The 20,260-nt window shown below is 70.9% G+C and carries 19 protein-coding genes; 12 read left to right on the forward strand and 7 right to left on the reverse strand.

From position 1 onward, the window contains the following. Positions 1-105: 105 nt before the first annotated feature. From ACIA5D_RS10120 to ACIA5D_RS10135, 4 genes are all read right to left on the reverse strand, one after another. A complete protein-coding gene (locus ACIA5D_RS10120) occupies positions 106-2,157 on the reverse strand; it encodes an ArnT family glycosyltransferase (RefSeq protein WP_396029546.1) in 2,052 nt (683 codons plus the stop codon). Between the two features lie 33 nt (positions 2,158-2,190). Beyond that, positions 2,191-3,261 (reverse strand): 3-deoxy-7-phosphoheptulonate synthase, encoded by a 1,071-nt coding sequence (locus ACIA5D_RS10125; protein WP_396029547.1) that lies wholly within the window; start codon positions 3,259-3,261, stop codon positions 2,191-2,193. A gap of 214 nt (positions 3,262-3,475) precedes the next feature. After that, positions 3,476-5,056: a sensor histidine kinase gene (locus ACIA5D_RS10130; RefSeq protein WP_396029548.1), complete on the reverse strand. Its 1,581-nt coding sequence runs from the start codon at positions 5,054-5,056 to the stop codon at positions 3,476-3,478. Further along, positions 5,034-5,771, reverse strand: a complete 738-nt coding sequence (locus ACIA5D_RS10135) for a response regulator transcription factor (RefSeq protein WP_396029549.1) — start codon at positions 5,769-5,771, stop codon at positions 5,034-5,036. Before ACIA5D_RS10135 ends, ACIA5D_RS10130 begins: the two co-directional genes overlap by 23 nt. Positions 5,772-5,901: 130 nt before the next feature. Between ACIA5D_RS10135 and ACIA5D_RS10140 the strand changes: the two genes are divergently transcribed. Further along, complete coding sequence (locus tag ACIA5D_RS10140) at positions 5,902-6,117, forward strand: hypothetical protein (RefSeq protein WP_396029550.1); 216 nt, start codon at positions 5,902-5,904, stop codon at positions 6,115-6,117. A 47-nt stretch (positions 6,118-6,164) separates the two neighbouring features. Further along, a complete protein-coding gene (locus ACIA5D_RS10145; protein WP_396029551.1) occupies positions 6,165-6,512 on the forward strand; it encodes a hypothetical protein in 348 nt (115 codons plus the stop codon). Here ACIA5D_RS10145 and ACIA5D_RS10150 read toward each other — a convergent pair. Then, positions 6,457-8,529 (reverse strand): hypothetical protein, encoded by a 2,073-nt coding sequence (locus tag ACIA5D_RS10150; protein ID WP_396029552.1) that lies wholly within the window; start codon positions 8,527-8,529, stop codon positions 6,457-6,459. The two genes, ACIA5D_RS10145 and ACIA5D_RS10150, sit on opposite strands and share 56 nt — an antisense overlap. Before the next feature lie 136 nt (positions 8,530-8,665). On the opposite strand from ACIA5D_RS10150, the gene ACIA5D_RS10155 reads away from it, so the two are divergent. Together ACIA5D_RS10155 and ACIA5D_RS10160 are read left to right on the forward strand one after the other, a co-directional pair. Continuing rightward, positions 8,666-9,037 (forward strand): tetratricopeptide repeat protein, encoded by a 372-nt coding sequence (locus ACIA5D_RS10155; protein WP_396029553.1) that lies wholly within the window; start codon positions 8,666-8,668, stop codon positions 9,035-9,037. Between the two features lie 27 nt (positions 9,038-9,064). Beyond that, positions 9,065-9,349, forward strand: a complete 285-nt coding sequence (locus ACIA5D_RS10160; RefSeq protein ID WP_396029554.1) for a Smr/MutS family protein — start codon at positions 9,065-9,067, stop codon at positions 9,347-9,349. A 30-nt stretch (positions 9,350-9,379) separates the two neighbouring features. Here the strand turns inward: ACIA5D_RS10160 and ACIA5D_RS10165 are convergent, their stop codons facing one another. Beyond that, positions 9,380-9,922: a dihydrofolate reductase family protein gene (locus ACIA5D_RS10165; protein WP_396029555.1), complete on the reverse strand. Its 543-nt coding sequence runs from the start codon at positions 9,920-9,922 to the stop codon at positions 9,380-9,382. 3 nt (positions 9,923-9,925) lie between these two features. Further along, positions 9,926-12,304, reverse strand: a complete 2,379-nt coding sequence (locus tag ACIA5D_RS10170; RefSeq protein ID WP_396029556.1) for a M28 family peptidase — start codon at positions 12,302-12,304, stop codon at positions 9,926-9,928. Positions 12,305-12,379: 75 nt separating this feature from the next. Between ACIA5D_RS10170 and ACIA5D_RS10175 the strand changes: the two genes are divergently transcribed. From ACIA5D_RS10175 to ACIA5D_RS10210, 8 genes are all read left to right on the forward strand, one after another. Further along, positions 12,380-12,733, forward strand: a complete 354-nt coding sequence (locus ACIA5D_RS10175; RefSeq protein ID WP_396029557.1) for a hypothetical protein — start codon at positions 12,380-12,382, stop codon at positions 12,731-12,733. A 79-nt stretch (positions 12,734-12,812) separates the two neighbouring features. Then, complete coding sequence (locus tag ACIA5D_RS10180; RefSeq protein ID WP_396029558.1) at positions 12,813-14,015, forward strand: PP2C family protein-serine/threonine phosphatase; 1,203 nt, start codon at positions 12,813-12,815, stop codon at positions 14,013-14,015. Beyond that, complete coding sequence (locus tag ACIA5D_RS10185; protein ID WP_396029559.1) at positions 14,012-15,658, forward strand: ATP-binding protein; 1,647 nt, start codon at positions 14,012-14,014, stop codon at positions 15,656-15,658. Before ACIA5D_RS10180 ends, ACIA5D_RS10185 begins: the two co-directional genes overlap by 4 nt. 71 nt (positions 15,659-15,729) lie before the next feature. Continuing rightward, positions 15,730-16,110 (forward strand): response regulator, encoded by a 381-nt coding sequence (locus tag ACIA5D_RS10190; RefSeq protein WP_396030337.1) that lies wholly within the window; start codon positions 15,730-15,732, stop codon positions 16,108-16,110. Beyond that, entirely contained in the window at positions 16,103-16,912 is an 810-nt protein-coding gene (locus ACIA5D_RS10195; protein ID WP_396029560.1) for an inositol monophosphatase family protein, read from the forward strand. The genes ACIA5D_RS10190 and ACIA5D_RS10195 overlap by 8 nt, the downstream gene beginning before the upstream one ends. Positions 16,913-16,921: 9 nt before the next feature. Continuing rightward, positions 16,922-17,695: an SDR family NAD(P)-dependent oxidoreductase gene (locus ACIA5D_RS10200; RefSeq protein ID WP_396029561.1), complete on the forward strand. Its 774-nt coding sequence runs from the start codon at positions 16,922-16,924 to the stop codon at positions 17,693-17,695. A gap of 63 nt (positions 17,696-17,758) precedes the next feature. Continuing rightward, positions 17,759-18,760: a coiled-coil domain-containing protein gene (locus ACIA5D_RS10205; protein ID WP_396029562.1), complete on the forward strand. Its 1,002-nt coding sequence runs from the start codon at positions 17,759-17,761 to the stop codon at positions 18,758-18,760. Further along, positions 18,757-20,232, forward strand: a complete 1,476-nt coding sequence (locus ACIA5D_RS10210; RefSeq protein ID WP_396029563.1) for a fused MFS/spermidine synthase — start codon at positions 18,757-18,759, stop codon at positions 20,230-20,232. Before ACIA5D_RS10205 ends, ACIA5D_RS10210 begins: the two co-directional genes overlap by 4 nt. The last annotated feature ends 28 nt before the right edge of the window (positions 20,233-20,260 follow it).

Consider the following 20,260-nt stretch of genomic DNA (forward strand, 5'->3'; position numbering starts at 1 on the left):
CGTTAGGCCACCCTGTGTCCGCGCTGTGAGTGTGTTTTCGGGTGCGTGAACGACGAAGTGGGCGGCACCCCCGGTGAGGGGATGCCGCCCACAAGCGGAGAGAACCTACGAGGCCAGGTCGTAGACAGTGGTGTTGCCGACCGTCGTGGCCGTGAAGTTGTCGGCCACCCACTGGGCTATCCCCGAGCTGGCGTTGCTCCCGCCCGTGTTGCTGCCGCCGCCGAGGCTGCCACCGCCGATGAAGTAGTGGATCTTTCCTGCCGCCACGTACTCCTTGAACTGGGCGAGCGTGGGGGAGGGGTCGGTGCCGTTGAACCCGCCGATCGCCATCACCGGGTCCTCGGTGGCCAGCTGGTAGCTCGAGGCGTTCTGCGAGCCGGCGGTGGCCGCGACCCAGGTGTATTTGTCGGCGTCGGCCTGGAGCAGAGCCTTCATCTCGTCGCTGACGGTCACGCCGTCGAGGAGGCCGCCCATGCCGCCGCCCCCGCGCATCCCGCCGCCACCGCCACCGCCGGGGAGGCCGCCGTTCTGGGTGGTGCCGCCGTTCTGGTTGCCGCCCGGGAAGCCGCCACCCCCGAAGCCTCCACCCGGGTTGCCGCCGCCGAAGGCGCCACGGCCGCCGCCCGGCCCGCCGAACCCGGTGGTCGTCGCCGGCCCCGCGGACGGGATCGACCCGGTGTGCGGTTCGGACGCGGTCTGCACCGCGTACGCAGCAGGACCAGCAAGCACCGCGACCAGCGCAACCCCGGCCGCCACCACCGCGAGCCGCGCCGCCAGGCGCTGGGTCGCCGCCACCACCGTCACCACCGCGACCGCGGCGGCCAGCCCCAGGATCAGCACCACCCAGCGCAGCCACGGCAGGAAGTCCGCGCTGCGGCCCAGCAGGTGATAGCTCCACCAGGCCGTCACCGCGATCGCCACCGCCAGTGCCGAGGCCGCCACGATGTTGCGGCGTTCGCGCCACAGCAGCGCCGACCCGATGCCCACCACCGCGCCGATGGCCGGCGCGAGCGCCACCGTGTAGTAGGCGTGGAAGATCCCCTGCATGTAGCTGAAGACCAGCCCGGTCCCGACCAGCCAGCCGCCCCACAGCACCAGCGCCGCCCGGGCCCGGTCGGTCCGCATCCGGGGCGCGGTCAGAACCAGCCCCGCGACCAGCACGATCAGCGCCCCCGGCAGCAGCCAGGAGATCTGCCCGCCCTGCGAGCTGTCGAACATCCGCAGCAGCCCGGTCTCGCCCCAGCCGCCGCCTCCGCCGCCACCGCCCACACTGCCGGTCTCGTCGCCGGAGAGCCGGCCGAGCCCGTTGTAGCCGAGGGCAAGCTCGAGAATGCTGTTGTTCTGCGATCCGCCGATGTACGGCCGCATCGAGGCCGGCACCAGCTCGACGATCGCGATGTACCACCCGGCCGAGACGACCAGCGCGAGCCCCGAGATCAGCAACTGCACGGTCCGCTTGCCGAGCTTGGGCGGACCGGCGATCAGGTACGCGAGCGCGAACGCCGGCACCACCAGCAGCGCCTGCAGCATCTTGGCCAGGAAGCCGAACCCGACGAACGCCCCGGCCAATGCGAGCCACTTCGTCGAGCCGTTCTCGATGGCCCGCGTGGTCGCCCAGGCGCCCGCGACCATCATCAGCACGAGCAGCGCGTCCGGGTTGTTGAAGCGGAACATCAGCACCGCGATCGGGGTGAGCGCCAGCGTCGCACCCGCGATCAGACCGGCCGCCGGGCCGAACCAGCGCTTGACCGTGGTGTAGAGCAGCCCGACGCTGGCCACGCCCATGAGCGCCTGCGGCACGAGGATGCTCCAGGAGTTGACCCCGAAGATCCGTGCGGAGAGCGCCATGAACCACAGCGAGGCGGGCGTCTTGTCCACGGTGATCGAGTTGGCGGCGTCGGAGGAGCCGTAAAAGAAGGCCTTCCAGCTCGCCGAGCCGGCCTGGGCAGCGGCGGAGTAGAACGCGTTCGCCCAGCCCGATTCGTTCAGTCCCCAGATGTAGAGGACACCGGTCAGCAGCAGAAGGACGTAAAGCGCGGGCCGGGCCCAGACGGGATCACCCGGGCGTCCCCGCAGCAGGCGCCACCGGGTCCTGGCTGGTTCCGAAGGAGCCGGCGGCGGAACCACCACCGGAGGAGCGGGCAGCGTCGAGGTCATGAACCAACCTTCGACGCGCCCGCTGTCTCGTCTTTATGCCCGCACTGTGCGCCTGCTGTGAGCTGCCGACGCGAGCTTCGAAAGCACGTCGACGGTCGTGTCCCAGCCCATGCAGGCGTCCGTCACCGACTGGCCGTAGGTCAGCGAGCCGCCGAGTTCCTGACGCCCCGGCACGAGGAAGCTCTCCAGCATCACCCCGCTGATCCCGCGCTGCCCCTCGGCGACCTGCCCCGCCACGTCGTCGGCGACCAGCGGCTGGCGCAGGTGGTCCTTGTTGCTGTTGCCGTGCGAGCAGTCGATCACCAGGCGCTCCTGCAGTTCCGCCTTGCGCAGCAGCTGCAGAGCCGCCTCGACGTCCACGGCGCTGTAGTTCGGACGGCCGCCGCCACCGCGCAGCACCAGGTGGGTGTCGGGGTTGCCGGTGGTGTGCAGGATCGCCGGCGTCCCGGAGTAGTCGATGCCGGGGAAGACGTGCGGCACGGCGGCGGCCTGAATGGCGTCGACCGCGGTGCTGATGCTCCCGTCCGGGCGGTTCTTCATGCCGATCGGCATGGAAAGACCGGAGGCCAGCTGCCGATGGACCTGCGATTCGACCGTACGGGCGCCGATCGCGCCCCACGCCACGGTGTCGGCGATGTACTGCGGCGTGATCGGGTCGAGGAACTCCACGGCCGTCGGCAGGCCCTTGCCCACGATCTCGAGGAGCAGCTTGCGGGCGATCCGCAGGCCGGCGCCGACGTCGCCGGTGCCGTCCAGCTTGGGGTCGTTGATCAGGCCCTTCCAGCCGACCGTCGAGCGCGGCTTCTCGAAGTACACCCGCATCACGACCAGCAGGTCGTCGGCGAGCCGGTCGGCCTGCTCGCGCAGCAGCCCCGCGTACTCGCCGGCGGCGACCGGGTCGTGCACCGAGCACGGGCCGACCACGACGAGCAGCCGTGGATCTCGGCCGTTGAGCACGTCCTCGACCTGGCGGCGGCCGTCGAGCACGTTGTCGTGCAGGTCGGCGGTCAGCGGCAGCTCGTGGTGCAGCAGCGCGGGGCTCATCAGCGGCACGACGGCGGCGATACGCTGATCGCGGACGCGCTGCACCTCGGGGATGGTCACGGTGGTTCATCTCCTTCGGGCCGGCGCCCGGGGCGAGAGCCGGCTTTGCTGGTGGGCAAAACACTGGGTGGCAAACAAAAAGGCAGCGACGTCGTCGCTGCCTCGGGCCGGCTCTGGCTGGTGTCTCAGGTCATGCGGTGACAACCGAGGCACCGGCGTAGGCCGGCCCGGTAAACCACCGATAGCTCCTGGACACGTCGGCAAGCATAACGCGTCATCGGGCCCGCTGAGCCAGTTGGGGACCAGCTGTTGGGACGAGGCCGGGTGGCACCAACGGCAGGACCACGGTGAACACGGTCTGGCCGGGGACGCTCTGCACCGAGACGTTCCCGCGATGGGCGGTCACGACGGCGTGCACGATCGACAAGCCGAGGCCGGTGCTGCCGGCCGCGCGGGAGCGCGAGCTGTCGCCGCGGGCGAACCGCTCGAAGATGTGCGGCTGCAGCTCGGCCGGGATGCCCGGCCCGCCGTCGATGACGTGCACCACGGCCGCCTCGTCGGTGGCGCGCACCGAGACGGTCACGGCCGTGCCGTCGGGTGTGTGCGTACGCGCGTTGGCCAGCAGATTGGCGAGCACCTGGTGCAGCCGTGCCCCGTCGCCGATCACGGTGACCGGCTCCTCGGGCAGGTCGAGCTGCCAGTAGTGGCGCGGGCCGGCCGCGTGCGCGTCGCTGACCGCGTCGACGACCAGCATGGTCAGGTCGACCGGGTCGTGGGCGAGCGGCCGCCCGGCGTCGAGGCGGGCGAGCAGCAGCAGGTCCTCGACGAGCAGCGTCATCCGCTTGGCCTCGGACTCGACCCGGTTGAGCACGTGGGCGATCTCCTCCGAGATCGGCGCCCGGCTGCGGCGGCTGAGCTCGGCGTACCCGCGGATGGCGGCGAGCGGCGTGCGCAGCTCGTGGCTGGCGTCGGCGACGAACTGGCGTACCTGCATCTCGCTGGCGTGCCGGGCCTCGAGGGCGTTGCCGACGTGGTCGAGCAGCCGGTTGAGGGCCGCGCCGACCTGGCCGGCCTCGGTGCGCGGGTCGGTGTCGGCGTCGGGGACCCGCTGGGCCAGCTGCACCTCGCCGCGGTCGAGCCGCAGCTCGGAGACCCGGGTGGCGGTGGACGCCACGCGTCCGAGCGGGCGCAGGGTGCCGCGGACGGTCAGCGCGCCGGCCCATCCGGCGATGACCAGCGCGATGAGCGTCGCGCCGCCGGTGACGAGGGCGACCCGCAACAGCGTGGTGTGCAACTCGGTGAGCGGCAGGCCGGTGACGACGATCTTGCCGTCCTTGTCGACGCCGGCCACCAGGCGATAGTCGCCGAGCGATCCGAGGTCGACGTCGCGGGGATGTCGGTCCAGGGACATGGTCTTCAGCACGCTCTGCGCGTCGTCCGGGAGGGGGTCGGTCTTCAGGTTGAAGTCGGTGCTCGAGTCGCGCAGGATGCCGCCGTACAGGACCGATTTGTCGGTGGGCGAGAGCTGCACGATGATCGTCCGGGACTGGACGCCGGTGGGCGGGGTGCCGCCGGGGAAGTTGCCGCCGCCCGGGCCGCGCGGGTCGCCGCCCGGATCCTGCTGCTGGTTGAAGATGAAGTGGGAGCGGTTCTGCGCGTCGTTGACCCGGGTGTCGATCTGGTCGTACAGCTGCTTGCGCAGGAAGATCTCGGCCGTGCCGCCGACCGCGAGGCCCAGTACGGTCAGCAGGACGATCATGGTCGCCACGATGCGGGTACGCAGGGGCCAGCCCGCCGGGCTGCGCCAGCGGGCGGGGCGGTCGACGGGGGCGTCAGTCAGCGGGCTTGAGGACATAGCCGGCCCCGCGCATGGTGTGGATCATAGGTGCGCGTCCCGCGTCGATCTTCTTGCGCAGGTACGAGATGTAGAGCTCGACGACGTTGGCCTGGCCGCCGAAGTCGTAGTTCCACACCCGGTCGAGGATCTGGCTCTTGCTGAGCACCCGGCGCGGGTTGCGCATGAGGTAGCGCAGCAGCTCGAACTCGGTCGCGGTGAGCGTGACCAGGTCGCCGCCGCGGCGGACCTCGTGGCTGTCCTCGTCGAGCGTCAGGTCGCCGACGACGAGCTGCGACTCCGTACGCATCGGCGAGTGCCCCATCCGGCGCATGAGCCCGCGCAGCCGGGCCACGACCTCCTCGAGGCTGAACGGCTTGGTGACGTAGTCGTCGCCGCCGGCGGTGAGGCCGGTGATCCGGTCTTCCACCGAGTCCTTGGCGGTCAGGAACAGCACCGGCACCTCGGGCGACTCGCCGCGCAGCCGGCGCAGCACCTCGAGCCCGTCGATGTCGGGGAGCATCATGTCGAGGACGACGGCGTCGGGCCGGAAATCGCGGGCCGTGCGCACGGCGGTCTGGCCGTCGCCGGCGCTCTTCACGTCCCAGCCCTCGTAGCGCAGGGCCATCGAGAGCAGCTCGGCCAGCGTCGGCTCGTCGTCGACCACGAGGACTCGAACCGGGCCACCGTCGGGGCGGCGGAGCTCGGTGCCGGATTCTTGGTTCGCCATCGTCATGCCCCTACTGTCACGGGTCACGCTTTGCGCCGCCTTTCCGATTCCTGTGTAGCACCTGTGCAAGGCACCCACAGGAAACGCAAGGATTTCGCACAGCCGCATGACACCGTACGCCCCGAATGTGGTGGTCATGACGCAGACGATGAAGCACCAGATGCTCGGTTGGCGGCGGCGCAGCGGCCTGGCGGTGCTCGGCGCCGTCGTCGCGGTGGCGGCGATCCTAGGCCCGGAAACGCTGGCGACGACCCGGCTCGGCGCCACCAGCGATCTGGCGGGCTATGCGACGGTCTCGGCCGCCGACACGATCACCAGGCACGGGATTCTGGACGGGGTGGCCGCGGCATGAAAGCGTGTCGAAACCCCTAAAGCGTACAAAACGCTCATAATGGTTGCATGTGGATCACCCGTCGGGTATTGGCGATCTTGGCCGTGGTCGCGTCGCTCTTCCTGGTCGCGCCCGCGCCGGCTCGGGCGGACGGGTGCGAGGGCTTCTGCCGGGTCGGCCTCCAGGGCCGCGTCGTCCAGCTGGTCGCCGACGGGGAGAGCACCTGCGCCCTCACCGAGAATGGCGATGTCTACTGCTGGAGCGCGGACTACCCGGACCCGCACGTGCCCGCCCGCAACCCCCTCCTGCTGATCACGGTCGGCGCGCTGCTGGTCGCCGCCGGCACCACGCTGCTGATGCTCAGCCGGCCGTCACCGACAGCGCGGCGTCGCGAAACGCCGAAGCCCCCTGCTTGAGCCGCTCGGTGTACGACGGCGTGGCCCACCCGTCCCAGGCGACCTGCCCGACCACCTGATCCCGGCCCGACGCCGCCAGCGAGACGCTCACCCCCGGACTGGTCTGGAAGGTCAGCTTTCCCGCCCTCGGCACCCCGACCTCGTGCGACGACGGATCGGCGATACCCAGCATCGCCCATGGCACGCGCACGGTGAGCCGGTCTTTGTTCAAGCGCCACAGGGTGCCCTCCCGCAGCAGGCCCGCGTTCTGCAGCTCGACCGGCTTGCGGTCGGCCAGCAGCTCGTACGCCCGCCAGCCGCTCGGCGCCGGCCCGCGCTGCGCCTCGGGCACGGCCTGGTCCAGCGGCATGGGGTCGAGCTGCTCCCGCACGTACGCCTGCCCAGTTCTCCCCACGAGATTCAGCGCGAACACCGCGTCCGGCCGCCGGTCGGCGCTGCCGGCCATCGGCGTGCCGGTCAGGCTCGGCAGCACGTCGAACCCCAGCTGCAGCGAGCCCGGCGGCGAGTCGCCCAATCGGACGTCCAGGTGCAGGCAGGCCTCGTCGGTGTACGCCGTGACGTCGCGGGCCGGCCATCCGCCATCGGCGTCGATCAGGGACTTCGGCTCGGAGGCCCCGGCCGGGTCGGTCGCCAGCAGGCCGAAGTGCTGCTCGTTGGTGAGCGGGTCGTGCCACAGCTGGCGGCGGCTCGCGTCCTGGTGGGTGATCGTGTTCCAGGCGAGCCGGTACCACTCGTCGGCCCACTCGAAGAGGAACCCGCCGGCCAGCCCCTGATCCTTGATCAGCCGGAGCAGCTCGGCGTCGATCCGCATCGCATCGGTCTCGCTGTGCCCGCCCTGGTCGCGGCCGAGCGGTCCGGCGTGCGCCGAGCCGAGCGACGAGGGCACGCCGAACTCGGTGATCATCGTCGGCATCGTGGCGTGGTGCTTGTGCAAGGCGCCGAGGTAGGACGCGTACGGATCACCGGCCTTTTGCAGTCCTGGCTCCCGCCGCAGGAAGTCGGGGTAGTAGGGGAACGCGTGATAGCTGGCGAACGTGCCGGCCGGCCAGTTCGCGGTCGGCAGCACGTGGTTCGCGTCGAGCTGGTACATGTCCTCCTGCGCGAGCGGCTCCTCCGGGTGCCGCAGCGGGTCGGTGGTCGGCCAGTTCACGAACGCGATCGGCTCGCTCAGCCCTTTCGCCGCCTGAAATCCGGCGAGCTCGTTCATCCGCGCCGCCAGCCACTTCTCGGTCGCATTGGCGCCCGTGGCGCTGCGAAAGAACCTGCCGGAGACCGGCTTGGCGTTCCGGTTGCGCTGGTCAGAGGCCTTTGACGCGTACGGGTCGAGCTCGGCGCCGATGATCCACCCGCACAGCCAGGGCGTGACGTCGGCGTCCCAGTCCCCGTCGGTGGTGGTGAGCTTGCCCGAGACCGCGTTCGCCGCGTCCCGCAGCTCGCCGGTGAAGGCCTCGGTGACCTGCTTGTCGTAGAGGTTCCGCCGGATGACGTACGACGTCGGCAGCGCGACCCCCTGCATCAGGTAGAGCGGGCGATCCGGGTTCTCCCCGTTGTACTGCGCCAGCTGCTGGTAGAAGGCCGGCCGGTGGATCGTGTACGTCCGCACCACCCGGATGCCCAGCATGCTCATCGCCGCGAACCAGGCCCGGTACTGCGCCGCCGAGATCGACGGGTCGCCCGGCACGTGTCCCGGCGTGGTGTCGCCCAGGTCGACCCCCGGCAGGAACGTCTGGTCACCGGCCGTGGTGTGCAGCACGAACCGTTGCCCGTCGGCGCTCGCCACCATCGCCAGGCCGTCCGCGTCGATCGGCGCCGGCGTCCATGGCCGGCCCGACGGCGGGGACGGGATGTCCTTCATCCCCGCGATCAGGTAGGCCGGTGAGCGCAGCGCCGGCGACGAGCTGCCGCCCGCCATCATCAGGCACAGCACGAGGGTGAACACCCCGATCGCGCCGGCACGGGCCCGCCCGAATCGTGGACGGGCCGGAACGGACACCACATGACTCGGAAAGTCCCCCACGCAGGCATTGTCCGACGTGCGAGTTGCCGTATGCGGTGATTTGTCGGGAAGCTTGGATCATCGGAACACTCGCCGTTCGCTCGATGTTGTGCCAGCGTTGTCTGGTGTCGGGCGCGAGGACGTGGGGAGCGTGCACGTGGATCTTCTCGAGGAATACCGCAGGGCCACCTTTTTCTTCGAGTCCGGCGACCCGCTCGGCGCATCCCGCCTGCTCGAGCCCATCGTCGAGGCCGAGCCGCACAACGCCGCCGTCCGCCAGCTGCTGGCCCGCGCGTATTTCAACTCGGCCCAGTTAGCGCGCGCCGAAGCGCAGCTCAGAGCGCTGATCGAGCATGATCCATCGGATCACTACGCGCACCACGTGCTCGGCCGGACCCTGGAGCGGGCCGGCCGCTTTCGTGAGGCCCTGCCGCACCTGCGGCTGGCGGCGGCGATGAAGCAGCACGCCGACTACGACGAGGCCGTCCACCGGGTCGAGGAATGGCTCGGCAAATCCGAGCAAGAATAGGCCGAGCCGGCTGAAAGGCAGCATCAGGTGAAACTCAAGCTCGACCTGCACGACATCTTCAACAGGGGCCAGGAGATCGACCGGGCCCTGCGCGGCATCATCGACGAGGCCATCGAGAAGAAGGCCTCGATGGTCGAGATCATCCCCGGCAAGGGCAGCGGCGCGTTGAAGAAGAAGGTGCTGCGCTTCCTGGACCAGCGCGAGATCAAACAGCTCTACCACCGCGTGGAGAAGGACGGCGACAACTGGGGCCGCTTGTTCGTCCACTTCCGTCACGCCGCCCCCACCGGCCGCCGGGGTCGCGGCCGGTGAGTCAGCGCGGCGCCGCGTCGCCGACGACCCTCACGGCCTGATCACGCGGTACCAGATGCCGGTGGCCAGCGGGAACTCCGACTGACTGAGTCTTTCCAGCCGCATCTTGGCGCCGCCCGGCCAGGCGAACAGCCGGGTGCCGTCGCCGAGCAGGAGCGGGGCGATGAACACCAGGATCTCGTCGACCAGGCCCTCGGCCAGGGCCTGCCGGGCGACCTCGGCGCCGAGGATGTTCACGTACTTGTCGCCGGCGGCCGCGCTCGCCGCCGCGACACCGCTGGCCACGTCGGTGACGAAGGTCGTGCCCGGGGGCGGCGGGACCGTCGGCCGGTGGGTGAGCACGAACTGCGGGCCGTGCCACGCGCCCTCGAGCGCGCCCTCCTTCTCGGTGCCGCGGTTGGGGTCGTCACCCTCGAAGGTCCGCCGGCCCACCAGCAGCGCGCCGATCTGGTCGACCAGGCTCTCGGCCAGCTCGTTGGGGCCGAGATAGTCGGCCAGCCAGGACATGTCGCCGCTCGGACCGGCCATGAAGCCGTCGAGGGACATGGTCGCGGAGTACAGCACCTTTGCCATGAGTCACAGCGTGTAGGTCTTGGCGACCGCCAGCAACTCGCTGGTGTGCGATGCGGCGATGCCGACGGCGGCCGGCCGGGACTGGAAGCCGGGCAGGGCGGTCAGGCCGTCGCTGCCGTCCATGGCCCGGAACTTCACCGGGCCGCTCGCCTTCACCGTCAGGGTGACCTCAACTCCCTCGGCCGGGGGAGCGTGGAAGACGATCCCGAAACCCCACGGGCCGTCCTTCTCCTTCACCTCCAGCTTGTCGGCGGGGAGCTCGCGCCCGCCGACGGTAGCCGCGGTGACGGTGACGCCGGACTCGACGTGCAGCGTGGTGAGCCGGACCTGCCGCCGCGGCTGCAGCCGCAGCTTCAGCACTCGGCGGTCACCCGATCGGGTGTCCGACTCCAGGGTGAGGTTCGGGGCCGGGACCGAGGCGGCCTGCGCCTGGCCGGTGCGCATCTTCTCGGGGCCGAAGGCCGGCAGCGTCGCGTTGACCGTGTGCGGGTCGCCGGAGACGTACTGCGAGGTCCACTTCTGCACGCTGGGCTCGTCGCTGAGCCACTGGGCCGTGTTGCTGTCGGTGTCGAGCGCGTACATCAGCTGGGTGAGCGCCGGGTGCTCGGCGTCGAAGCGGTCGACCGACAGGCCGACGGCCGTGCAGAGAACGGTCGCGAGCAGCGCCGCGAGGGTGGGCGCGGTGGCGCGGCGCCGGGCACGCAGCGCGTCGAGCCCGCGCTGGCCGGCGGCTACCGGGTGGAGCAGCTCGATCACCGGGAGCAGGGCGAGCCCGAGCAGCACGGCCAGGAACGCGCCGGCGCCGGCCGTCGGCATGCCGAGCGCCGGGAACAGCATGATCACCGTGGGCAGCAGGATGATCACCGCGATCGCGCCGCCGGCCGCGATCGCGAGCACCGGCCACCGGCCGCGTACGAGCAGCGCCACGATGCCGGCGACCGCGCCGGCCAGCGCGGGCAGGGCGCCCAGGTAGGAGCCGCCGGGCATGGTGCCGGCCAGGGCCAGGCCGAGAACGGCCAGCCAGCCGAGGCCGGCGACGGCGAGCGCGACCGGGCCGGCCCGGCGGGAGCGGTGGAACCACGCGTACCAGGCGAACACGACGGTGGCGGTCAGCGCGAGGACGGCCAGGCGGTACCAGCCTGGGCGGTAGGGGTCGATCGGCATCGCGGCGTACTCGGGGCGAATTGCTTCGAGCAGCGGCCAGAACAGCTGGGCCAGCACCGGCGCCACGATGATCGGCAGCAGCGTGACGATCGACGCCCCGGCCAGCTTGCGTCCGGTGGTGCGGCCCTGCCGCCGGGCCAGCCAGCCGAGCACGATCACCGCCACCAGCGCGAGCCCGGCCAACGGCCAGACCAGCTCGCCGGGGTAACGCACCAGCAGGCCGGGCGCGGGGAAATACGTGGCGTCGTCGGAGGAGGTCAGCGCGGACAGGTCGCGACCGCCGAGATCGCGGGTCACCGCCAGCGCGTTGTCGCCGTGATGCTGAAGGCTGTCGAGATCCATCGCCGAGGGCAGGTCGGTGGGGGCGTGGTAGACGGCGGCGCCGTCGATGTACGCCGCGTTCAGCCCGGTGAAGCCGGCCTCGCGGAACGCGGTGAAGTCGGTGTCGTTGGGAAGCAGGCGGTAGATCTCGACCGCGAACGACGTGCCGACCGGCTTGGGGGCGTGCGCGTACACGTCGACGAGCGCGCGGTTGTCGGCCGCGGTCTCGAACATGATCGCCGGGCCGCTGCTGCCGCGGGCCTCGAGGTTGAGCGCGATGCCGCTTCGCTGGTTGGGCAAGCTCTGCGCCAGCGGGTGCTGGTCGACGAACGCCTTGGCGCCGCAGAGGCAGGCCTCCTCACCGTCGGTGAGCACCAGCACGACGTCGTTGCGCAGGCGGGGGCCGCCGGCCAGCGCTCGGGCGATCTCGAGGATCGCGGCGGTGCCGGCCGCGTCGTCGTTGGCGCCCGGGCCGATCTGCACCGAGTCGGTGTGTGCCACCAGGAAGATGCGGCCGGTGGAATCGCTGCCGGGGATGAGCGTCACCACATTGCGTACGTGTGCCAGTGCGGCCCCGCCCGCGCTGGACGACAGCTCGCCGCCCTCGATCGACACCGTGTCCTGGATCTCGGGCGACAGCCCGAGCCCGCGAAGCGCGCTCACCAAGTGATCGCGCACCCTGCCCTGCGCGGCGCTGCCCACCGGATGCGGCTCGGTCGCGATCGCCTCGACCTGCTCGAACGCGCGTTGCGCGCTGAACCCGGAAGCGCCCGCGTCGCGGGCGGCGGGCGGGCGCACCGACCAGACCGCCGCGAACCCGACCAGGCCCAGGACGATCACGATGGCCAGGGCGGCCACCAGCCGACTCGCCCCGCGTACGAGAGCCACGTCACTCATGGGTGATATCTAAGCGGAGGCGTATGACACCGGGTAGCCCGAAGATCGTTTCTGGCGTGGCATAGCGTTGTCGGCGTGAGCACGCCGTTCGATCCCGCCGCCGTGATCGCGAAGTTCATCGACAACGTTGCCCCTTTTGACCCGAATCCCGAGGCCGACCCGGTTGCCATGGTGGGCGTTCGCACCGCCCTGGGCGAGGGCGTGTTCGCGGTCAACGACCACGTGATCCGCGCGATGTGCCGGGCCTTGGAGCAGTACCACGATCCGGAGGACCGCGGCACCTGCGCGGAATGCGGCAGCCGTCGCCTCGACGAGAACCTGCACTGTCCCGACTGCGGGCGCCTGCACGGCATCCTCGGGCAGGTCATCGCCGAGCACGCCCGCCGCGTGGCCGCCCACGATTCGGTGCCCGCCGAGGATCACACGTGATACTCGCGGAGTTGTGCGCTCGCCGGGAGTGGTACACGATCGTCCAGTCCGGTCGGGTGAAGGCGAGTGGGGTAACGGCATGACTGAGCGGTCGGTCGCGCCCCGCGCCCGGACGAGTTCCGCGGCCGCCGTGGAGCGGTTGCGTGTCCTGCTCGTCGAGGACGACGAGGGCGACGCCTTCCTCGTCCGTGAGCTGCTGAACGAGGCCGAGGCCCCGTTCGACCTCGCGGTGGCGACCACGCTGCGCGAGGCCAAGACCAAGATGCGCGGCGTCCAGTGCATCCTGCTCGACCTGGGGCTGCCCGACGCCGAGGGCATCGATGGGCTGCGCAAGCTGCTCGCGGTGGCCGGCAGCGCCGCGGTCTGCGTGCTCACCGGCCGCTCCGACGAGCACCTGGGCGTCGCGGCGGTCGCCGAGGGCGCCCAGGACTACCTGGTCAAGGGCCAGGTCGACGGCGTGCTGCTGACCCGGTCGCTGCGCTACGCGGTCGAGCGCAAGCGCGCCGACGAGAACGCGCAGCGGCTGCGCGAGGTCGAGCTGCGCCAGGCCGAGTCGGCCCGCCTCGAGCGCGGCCTGCTGCCCCAGCCGCTGATGTCGACCGAGGCCGTGCAGGTGCACACGTTCTACCGCTCGGGCCGGGCCATGGGCCTGCTCGGCGGCGACTTCTTCGACGTCGTCCAGGTGGGCGACGACCGGCTGCACGTGATCGTCGGCGACGTGTGCGGGCACGGCGTCGACGAGGCGGCGCTGGGCGTCGAGCTCCGGGTCGCCTGGCGGGCGCTGGTGCTGGCCGGTGTGCCCGAAGATCAGGTGCTCGGTTCGCTCGAGCAGGTGCTGATGAGCGAGCGCCGGGCCCGCGAGGTGTTCGCGACGGCCGCCACGGTGACGCTCGACATCCCGGCCAACCGCGCGACCGTGCGCCTCGCCGGCCACCCGCCGCCGGTGCTGCTCTCCGGCGGGCGGGCCGAGCCGGTCGCGGCCCGGCCCGGCATCGTCCTCGGCGTGCGCCCCAAACCGGCCCCCGCGACCGAGCTGGAACTGGCCGGCGACGACTGGTCGCTGCTGATGTACACCGACGGCCTGATCGAGGGGCACACCGGCGTGGGCGCCGAGCGTCTCGACGTCGACGGGCTGTGCTCGCTGCTCGACGAGCCACCCGCCCGCGGGGTGCCGCTGCCGGCGCTGCCGGCCTGGCTGGTGGGGCAGGCCGAGCAGGCCAACGGCGGCCCGCTCGCCGACGACGTGGCCATGCTGCTGATCTCCCACGGGAGCGGACGATGAGGCTGCTGAGCTGGGGCGGCTGGACCCTGCGGGCCCGGATAGCCGCGCTGTGCGTCGCGACCGGCATCGTGCTCGGCGCGCTGGCCGTGTTCGCGGCGCTGACCGCGGCGCAGAACAACCGGCATCTCGACGACGTGCTCAACCGGGCCAGCCCGATGCGGGCCGCCGGCGAGTCGCTGAACACGGCGTACGTCGACCAGGAGACCGGCGTCCGCGGCTACGCGATCACCGGCCAGCAGGGCTCGCTCGGCCCGTACAACCAGGGACTCGCCGACGAGAAGGCGCAGGTCTCCCGGATCGAGGCGTTGCTGCACCCCGGCGACACCGACATCCGCGCGTCGCTCCAACTGGTGCAGCAGCGGGCGCAGGCCTGGCACGCCAAGGTCGCCGAACCGGTGATCGAGGCGGTGGACACCAAGGGCACCGCGGCCGGACAGCAACTGATCATCGCGGGCCCGACCACCGAGTTCGACGCGCTACGCCAGGCCATCGGCGACATGCAGGACGACATCCAGGTGCTGCGCACCAAGTCGGCGACCGCGGCGCGCGACTCGAGCCAGACCATGGTGGCCATCCAGATCGCCGCCGCCGCGATCATCATCCTGGCCGGGGCCGGCCTGCTCCTGCTGCTCGACCGCCTGGTCAGCCGCCCGGTGGTCGAACTGGCCGAGCAGGTGCGCGAGGTCGCGGCGGGCGCCTACGGCAGGCGCATCGAGAGCGCCGGCTCGCCCGAGCTGACCAGCCTCGCGGCCGACGTCGACGGCATGCGGCAGAAGATCGCGGCCGAGCTGGCCGAAGTACGCGAGGCCCGCAGCCAGATCGAGTGGGTGAACGAGCAGCTCAAGGCCCAGGCCGAGGAGCTCACCCGGTCCAACCGCGACCTCGAGCAGTTCGCCTACGTGGCCTCGCACGACCTGCAGGAGCCGCTGCGCAAGGTGGCCAGCTTCTGCCAGCTGCTGCAGCGGCGCTACTCCGGTCAGCTCGACGAGCGCGCCGATCAATACATCGCGTTCGCGGTCGACGGCGCCCAGCGCATGCAGCGGCTGATCAACGACCTGCTCGCGTTCTCCCGGATCGGCCGGATCACCGCCGGCTTCACCGAGGTCGACCTCGACCGGGTGCTCACCGACGTCAGCTCCCAGCTCGAGGTCCGAGCCGGGGAGGATGCCGAGATCAGCTGGACCGACCTGCCCACGGTCGAGGGCGAGGAACCGCTGATCACCACGCTCTTCGTCAACCTGATCGGCAACTCGCTCAAGTTCCGCCGCCCCGACGTCCCGCCGGTGGTCCGGGTGAGCGCGCAGCGCGACGGCGACGAGTGGGCGATCAACGTCCGGGACAACGGCATCGGCATCGAGGCCGAGTTCGCCGACAAGGTCTTCGTGATCTTCCAGCGGCTGCACGCCCGCGACGCGTACGAGGGCACCGGCATCGGACTGGCTATCGTGAAAAAGATCGTCGAATACCATGGCGGCCGAATCTGGCTTGACCTCGACGTCGAGGAAGGCACTTCGATCAACTTCACCCTGCCGGTGTTGCCGGGCGCACCGTCGGCCGCCGATTCTGTCGAGCCCGGGTTCTCGGCGCCGTCCGAAGGACCGGGCGCCGGTAACGGCACAGCGAAGACGGAGGTCAACGCGTGACTGAAGCGGTAAGGGCCGATGGCACACCGATCGAGGTGCTGCTGGTCGAGGACGATCCGGGCGATGTGCTGATGACGCAGGAGGCCTTCGAGGAGCACAAGGTCCGCAACCGGCTCAACGTCGTCTCCGACGGCGCCGAGGCGCTGGCCTACCTGCGCCGCGAGGGCCAGTACGCGGACTCCGTACGCCCCGATTTGATCTTGTTGGATCTGAACCTGCCGAAGCGCGACGGCCGCGAGGTGCTCGAGGAGATCAAGAAGGACGACGAGCTGGGTCGCATCCCGGTCGTCGTGCTCACCACCTCGGCCGCCGACGAGGACATCCTGCGCAGCTACCAGCTGCACGCGAACGCGTACGTGACCAAGCCGGTCGACTTCGAGCAGTTCATCACGGTGATCCGGCAGATCGACGAGTTCTTCGTCAGCGTCGTGAAGTTGCCGCCGCGTGCTTGATCAGGTCGCGGATCTCATCCGGGAGGTCGCGGCGACCATCGTGCTGCCGCGCTTCCGTCATCTCGCCGCTGCCGACATCCACCAGAAGTCGCCGGGCGACATGGTCACGATCGCCGACCAGGAATCCGAGCGGGCGCTGACCCGCGGGCTCACCGCGCTGCTGCCCGGCTCGGCCGTGGTCGGCGAGGAGGCCGTCGCCGCCGATCCGCGGGTGCTCGAGCGGGTCGGCGACGACGGCGCGGTGTGGATCGTCGACCCGGTCGACGGCACCAACAACTTCGCCGCCGGCAAGACGCCGTTCGCCGTGATGGTAGCGCTGGTGCAGAGCGGGGAGCTCGCGGCGTCGTGGATCCTCGACGTTCCGGGGGACCACCTGACGGTGGCGGAGGCGGGCGCGGGCGCCTATCGCGACGGCGTACGCGTCAAGACCCGCACCGATGATCCGGGCGCGGCCCGTCTGCGCGGCGTCGTCGCGCGGCATTACCTGCCGCCACGCCTGCGAGAGGTCGCCAACGCCAACTTCGGCAAGCTCGGCGAGGTCACCAACGGGCATCACTGCGCCGGGTACGAATACCCGGCCGTGGCCACCGACGAGCAGCAGTTCGCGATGTTCTGGCGGATCCTGCCCTGGGACCACGCGCCCGGCTCGCTGATCATCCGAGAGGCGGGTGGCACCGCGCTGCATCTCGACGGCACGCCCTACCGTCCCACCGACAGCGAACGCGGCCTGCTCGTGGCGCCCAACGACGACGTGTGGCACACGGTCCGCGACACGCTGTTCCCGGATTCCTCGATTCTTTAGGGGCCGCGCGTGTCGTCGTACCTGCAAGAGGTCTTCGGTCTTGACGGCCGCACCGCCGTGGTGACCGGGGGAAGCTCGGGCATCGGCCGGGCCATGGCGATCGCGCTGGGCCGTGCGGGCGCCCGGATCGTGCTGGTGGCCCGGCGCGCGGCGCCGATGGCCGAGGTGGTCGCCGAGCTGGAGAAACACGGCGCCCAAGGGCACGCGATCTCAGCCGATCTCGCCGACCGCGCGGCCGTCGCGCAGGTCATCGAGAAGATCCTTGATGGGTACGGCGAACCCGACGTGCTCGTGAACTCGGCCGGCGTCAACCGTCGCCCGCCGATGGATCACCTCACCGAGGACGACTGGGATGTGACGCTCGCGGCCAACCTCACCGCGCCGTTCCTGCTCGGGCAGGCGTTCGGCCCGCGGATGGCCGTCCGCGGCTGGGGCCGGATCATCAACGTGGTCTCCCAGCAAGCCTTCCGGGCATATGGGAACAGTGGTGCATACGGCGCGGCGAAGGCGGGACTGGTCGGGCTCACCCGGTCGCAGGCCGAGGCCTGGTCGCGGCGCGGCGTCTGCTGCAACGCGATCGCCCCGGGCGTCGTGCACACCCCGCTCACCGAGGCGGTCTTCGCCGATCAGGCCAAGGTGGCCGGTCACGCGGCGCGCACGATGATCGGCAGAAACGGCGTACCGGAAGATTTTGGTGCTTGTGCGGTCTTTCTGGCCAGTGACGCTGCCGTCGCGGTAACCGGTCAAACACTCTTCGTCGACGGCGGATACTCGGCAACTTGATCGATCTGCCGATCCCTGGACAGGCGCGGTAAAGTCTCCCGCGCTGACTCTTGGGAGGTATCCGTGGCGGCGGTTTTCCTGCGGCGGCTCAGCGCTGTCATCGCGCTGCTCATTGCCGCATCCGTGCTCTGGGCGACGCCTGCGATGGCCGACCCCGACGAGGGCGGCTCCAAGACGCTGCGCAACGCGCTGGAGTCCGCGGCCAAGGGCCAGGCCGACGCGATCCAGAAGCTCAACGCGTCGAAGAAGCGGCAGATCCAGCTCCAGGCCACGGTCAAGCAGTCCGAGGCCTCGGCCAAGACGCTGGCGAGCTCGGTCGGCGAGATCGCCAACCGCTCCTACCGGCTCGGCCGCACCAGCACGATGAGCCTGCTGCTCAACGCGACCTCGCCCGACTCGTTCCTCGAGCGCATCCAGCAGATCGACATGCTCGCCCAGCTCGACGGCCAGATCCTGGCGCAGTACCAGGCCGACCTGGCCCGGGCCAAGGCCGCGAAGGCCGCCGTCGACCGAGAGATCGTCGAGCAGCAGAAGCAGGTCACGGCGCTCACCAAGAAGAAGAAGGAAGCCGAGCTCGCCCTCGGCAGCGTCGGCGGCGGAGGCGCGGCCGGCGGCTTCGTCAGCGCGAACTCGCCGCTCGCCAAGCCCGCGCCGCGCAACTCGGACGGCTCGTGGCCCAAGGAGTCGTGCACGGTCGACGACCCGACCACCTCCGGGTGCATCACGCCGCGCCTGCTCAACGCCTATCAGCAAGCGCGGGCGGCCGGCTTCACCCATTACACGTCCTGCTTCAGCGAGCGCTCCTCCGGCGAGCACCCCAAGGGCCGGGCCTGCGACTTCTCCGCCAACAAGTCCGGCTTCCAGAACGTGGCGGCCTCCGGCAGCGACAAGACGTACGGCAGCAACCTGGCGGCGTTCCTGGTGAAGAACGCCGATCGGCTCGGCGTGATGTACGTAATCTGGTATCGCCAGATCTGGATGCCGGGCACCGGGTGGAAGGCGTACAGCGCCAGTGGAGGACCGTCGGTAGTGCACACGAACCACGTCCATCTGTCGATTCTGTGACCCCACGCGCTCTGCCGTCGGGCCTCGCGACCGCGCTGGTCTTCTCCGCAAGCGGCGCTGTCCTGGTTCTGGAGATCGTGGCGTTGCGCCTCGTCGGGCCGTACGTCGGCGTGACCCTCCAGGTGAGCAGCTCGGTCATCGGAATCTCGCTGGCCGCCATCGCGTACGGGACGTGGCTGGGCGGCCGCCTCGCGGACCGCTTCAACCCGCGCCTGCTGCTCGCGCCGGCCCTGCTCCTCGGGGCGATCGGCACGGCCGTGACCCTGCCGCTGGTCCGCTACGGCGGTTCGCTGCTGCGCGGCGGCGCCGCTCCCGCCGTGCTCCTGCTCGCCGCCATGGCCGTCTTCCTGCCGGCGTTCCTGCTCTCCACGATCACCCCGATGGTGGTGAAGCTCCAGCTCAGCGACCTCGACCGGACCGGGTCGGTGGTGGGACGGCTGTCCAGCATCGGCACGCTCGGCGCCATCACGGCGACGCTGGCGACCGGGTTCGTCTTCGTGGCGGCGATGCCGACCAGCTGGATCGTGCTGACGCTCGCCGGGCTGCTGGCGGCGGGCGGAACAGCGCTGCACCTGTGGTTGCGGCGACCCACGCTGCCGGGCCGGCCCAAGACGCGGGCGGCGCTCGCGGCGCTGGGGATGGCCGGGGCGGGGCTCGGGGCGGTCGGGCCGAACCCGTGCGACATCGAGACGGCCTATCACTGCGCGCGGATCTCGCCGGATCCCGCGGTGCCGGGTGGGCGGACGCTCATCTTGAACTCGGCCCGGCATTCGTATGTCGACCTGCAAGACCCGCGGTTCCTGGAGTTCGCCTACGTGCAGTGGATCGCGGCGGTGGCCGACTCCCTCCCGGCCGGCGCGATCGACGCGCTGCACCTGGGTGGGGGAGGGTTCACCCTGCCGGGTTATCTGCGGTCGACCCGGCCGGGGAGCCGGCAGCAGGTGGTGGAGCTCGACGGCGGGCTGGTCGAGCTCGACAGGCAGAAGCTCGGGTTGGTGACCGGGCCCGACCTGCGGGTCCGGGTGGGCGACGCCCGGGTCGGGCTGGCAGCTCAGCCTTCTGCCGCGTTCGACCTGGTGGTGGGGGACGCGTTCGGTTACCTCGTGGTGCCGTGGCACCTGGCCACCAAGGAGATGATGGCGGACATCTCGCGGGTGCTGCGTCCGGGCGGCGTGTACGCCCAGAACGTGATCGACTATCCGCCGGACCGCTTCATCCGGTCCGAGCTGGCCACGGTGGCGGCGGTGTTCCCGTACGTGGCGCTGATCGCCCCGCCCAAGGCGCTCGCCGGCGAGGTCGGCGCCAACTTCGTGATCGTCGCTTCCCATGCGCCGCTTCCGCTGGACGCGATCCGTTCCCGCCTGGTCGGCCTGCCCGAGCCGGTGACCCTGCAGCCCTCCGCGTCCTTCGCCGCCGGCGCCCGGGTCCTTACCGACGACTTTGCCCCGGTGGATCAGCTTTTGTCCCGTTGAATCTCCCGGGTTTCTCCGTGCGGCGTCG

Origin of the sequence: Actinoplanes sp. NPDC051513, from assembly GCF_044454685.1 — a bacterium.
GTDB lineage: Bacteria > Actinomycetota > Actinomycetes > Mycobacteriales > Micromonosporaceae > Actinoplanes.

Excerpts from the sequence above, each read along its gene's own strand:
- ACIA5D_RS10130 (WP_396029548.1), bottom strand. The coding sequence starts at position 5,056 with ATGTCCTCAAGCCCGCTGACTGACGCCCCCGTCGACCGCCCCGCCCGC.
- ACIA5D_RS10140 (WP_396029550.1), top strand. The coding sequence starts at position 5,902 with ATGACGCAGACGATGAAGCACCAGATGCTCGGTTGGCGGCGGCGCAGC.
- ACIA5D_RS10135 (WP_396029549.1), bottom strand. The coding sequence starts at position 5,771 with ATGACGATGGCGAACCAAGAATCCGGCACCGAGCTCCGCCGCCCCGAC.
- ACIA5D_RS10165 (WP_396029555.1), bottom strand. The coding sequence starts at position 9,922 with ATGGCAAAGGTGCTGTACTCCGCGACCATGTCCCTCGACGGCTTCATG.
- ACIA5D_RS10185 (WP_396029559.1), top strand. The coding sequence starts at position 14,012 with ATGAGGCTGCTGAGCTGGGGCGGCTGGACCCTGCGGGCCCGGATAGCC.
- ACIA5D_RS10120 (WP_396029546.1), bottom strand. The coding sequence starts at position 2,157 with ATGACCTCGACGCTGCCCGCTCCTCCGGTGGTGGTTCCGCCGCCGGCT.
- ACIA5D_RS10170 (WP_396029556.1), bottom strand. The coding sequence starts at position 12,304 with ATGAGTGACGTGGCTCTCGTACGCGGGGCGAGTCGGCTGGTGGCCGCC.
- ACIA5D_RS10190 (WP_396030337.1), top strand. The coding sequence starts at position 15,730 with ATGACGCAGGAGGCCTTCGAGGAGCACAAGGTCCGCAACCGGCTCAAC.
- ACIA5D_RS10180 (WP_396029558.1), top strand. The coding sequence starts at position 12,813 with ATGACTGAGCGGTCGGTCGCGCCCCGCGCCCGGACGAGTTCCGCGGCC.
- ACIA5D_RS10145 (WP_396029551.1), top strand. The coding sequence starts at position 6,165 with ATGTGGATCACCCGTCGGGTATTGGCGATCTTGGCCGTGGTCGCGTCG.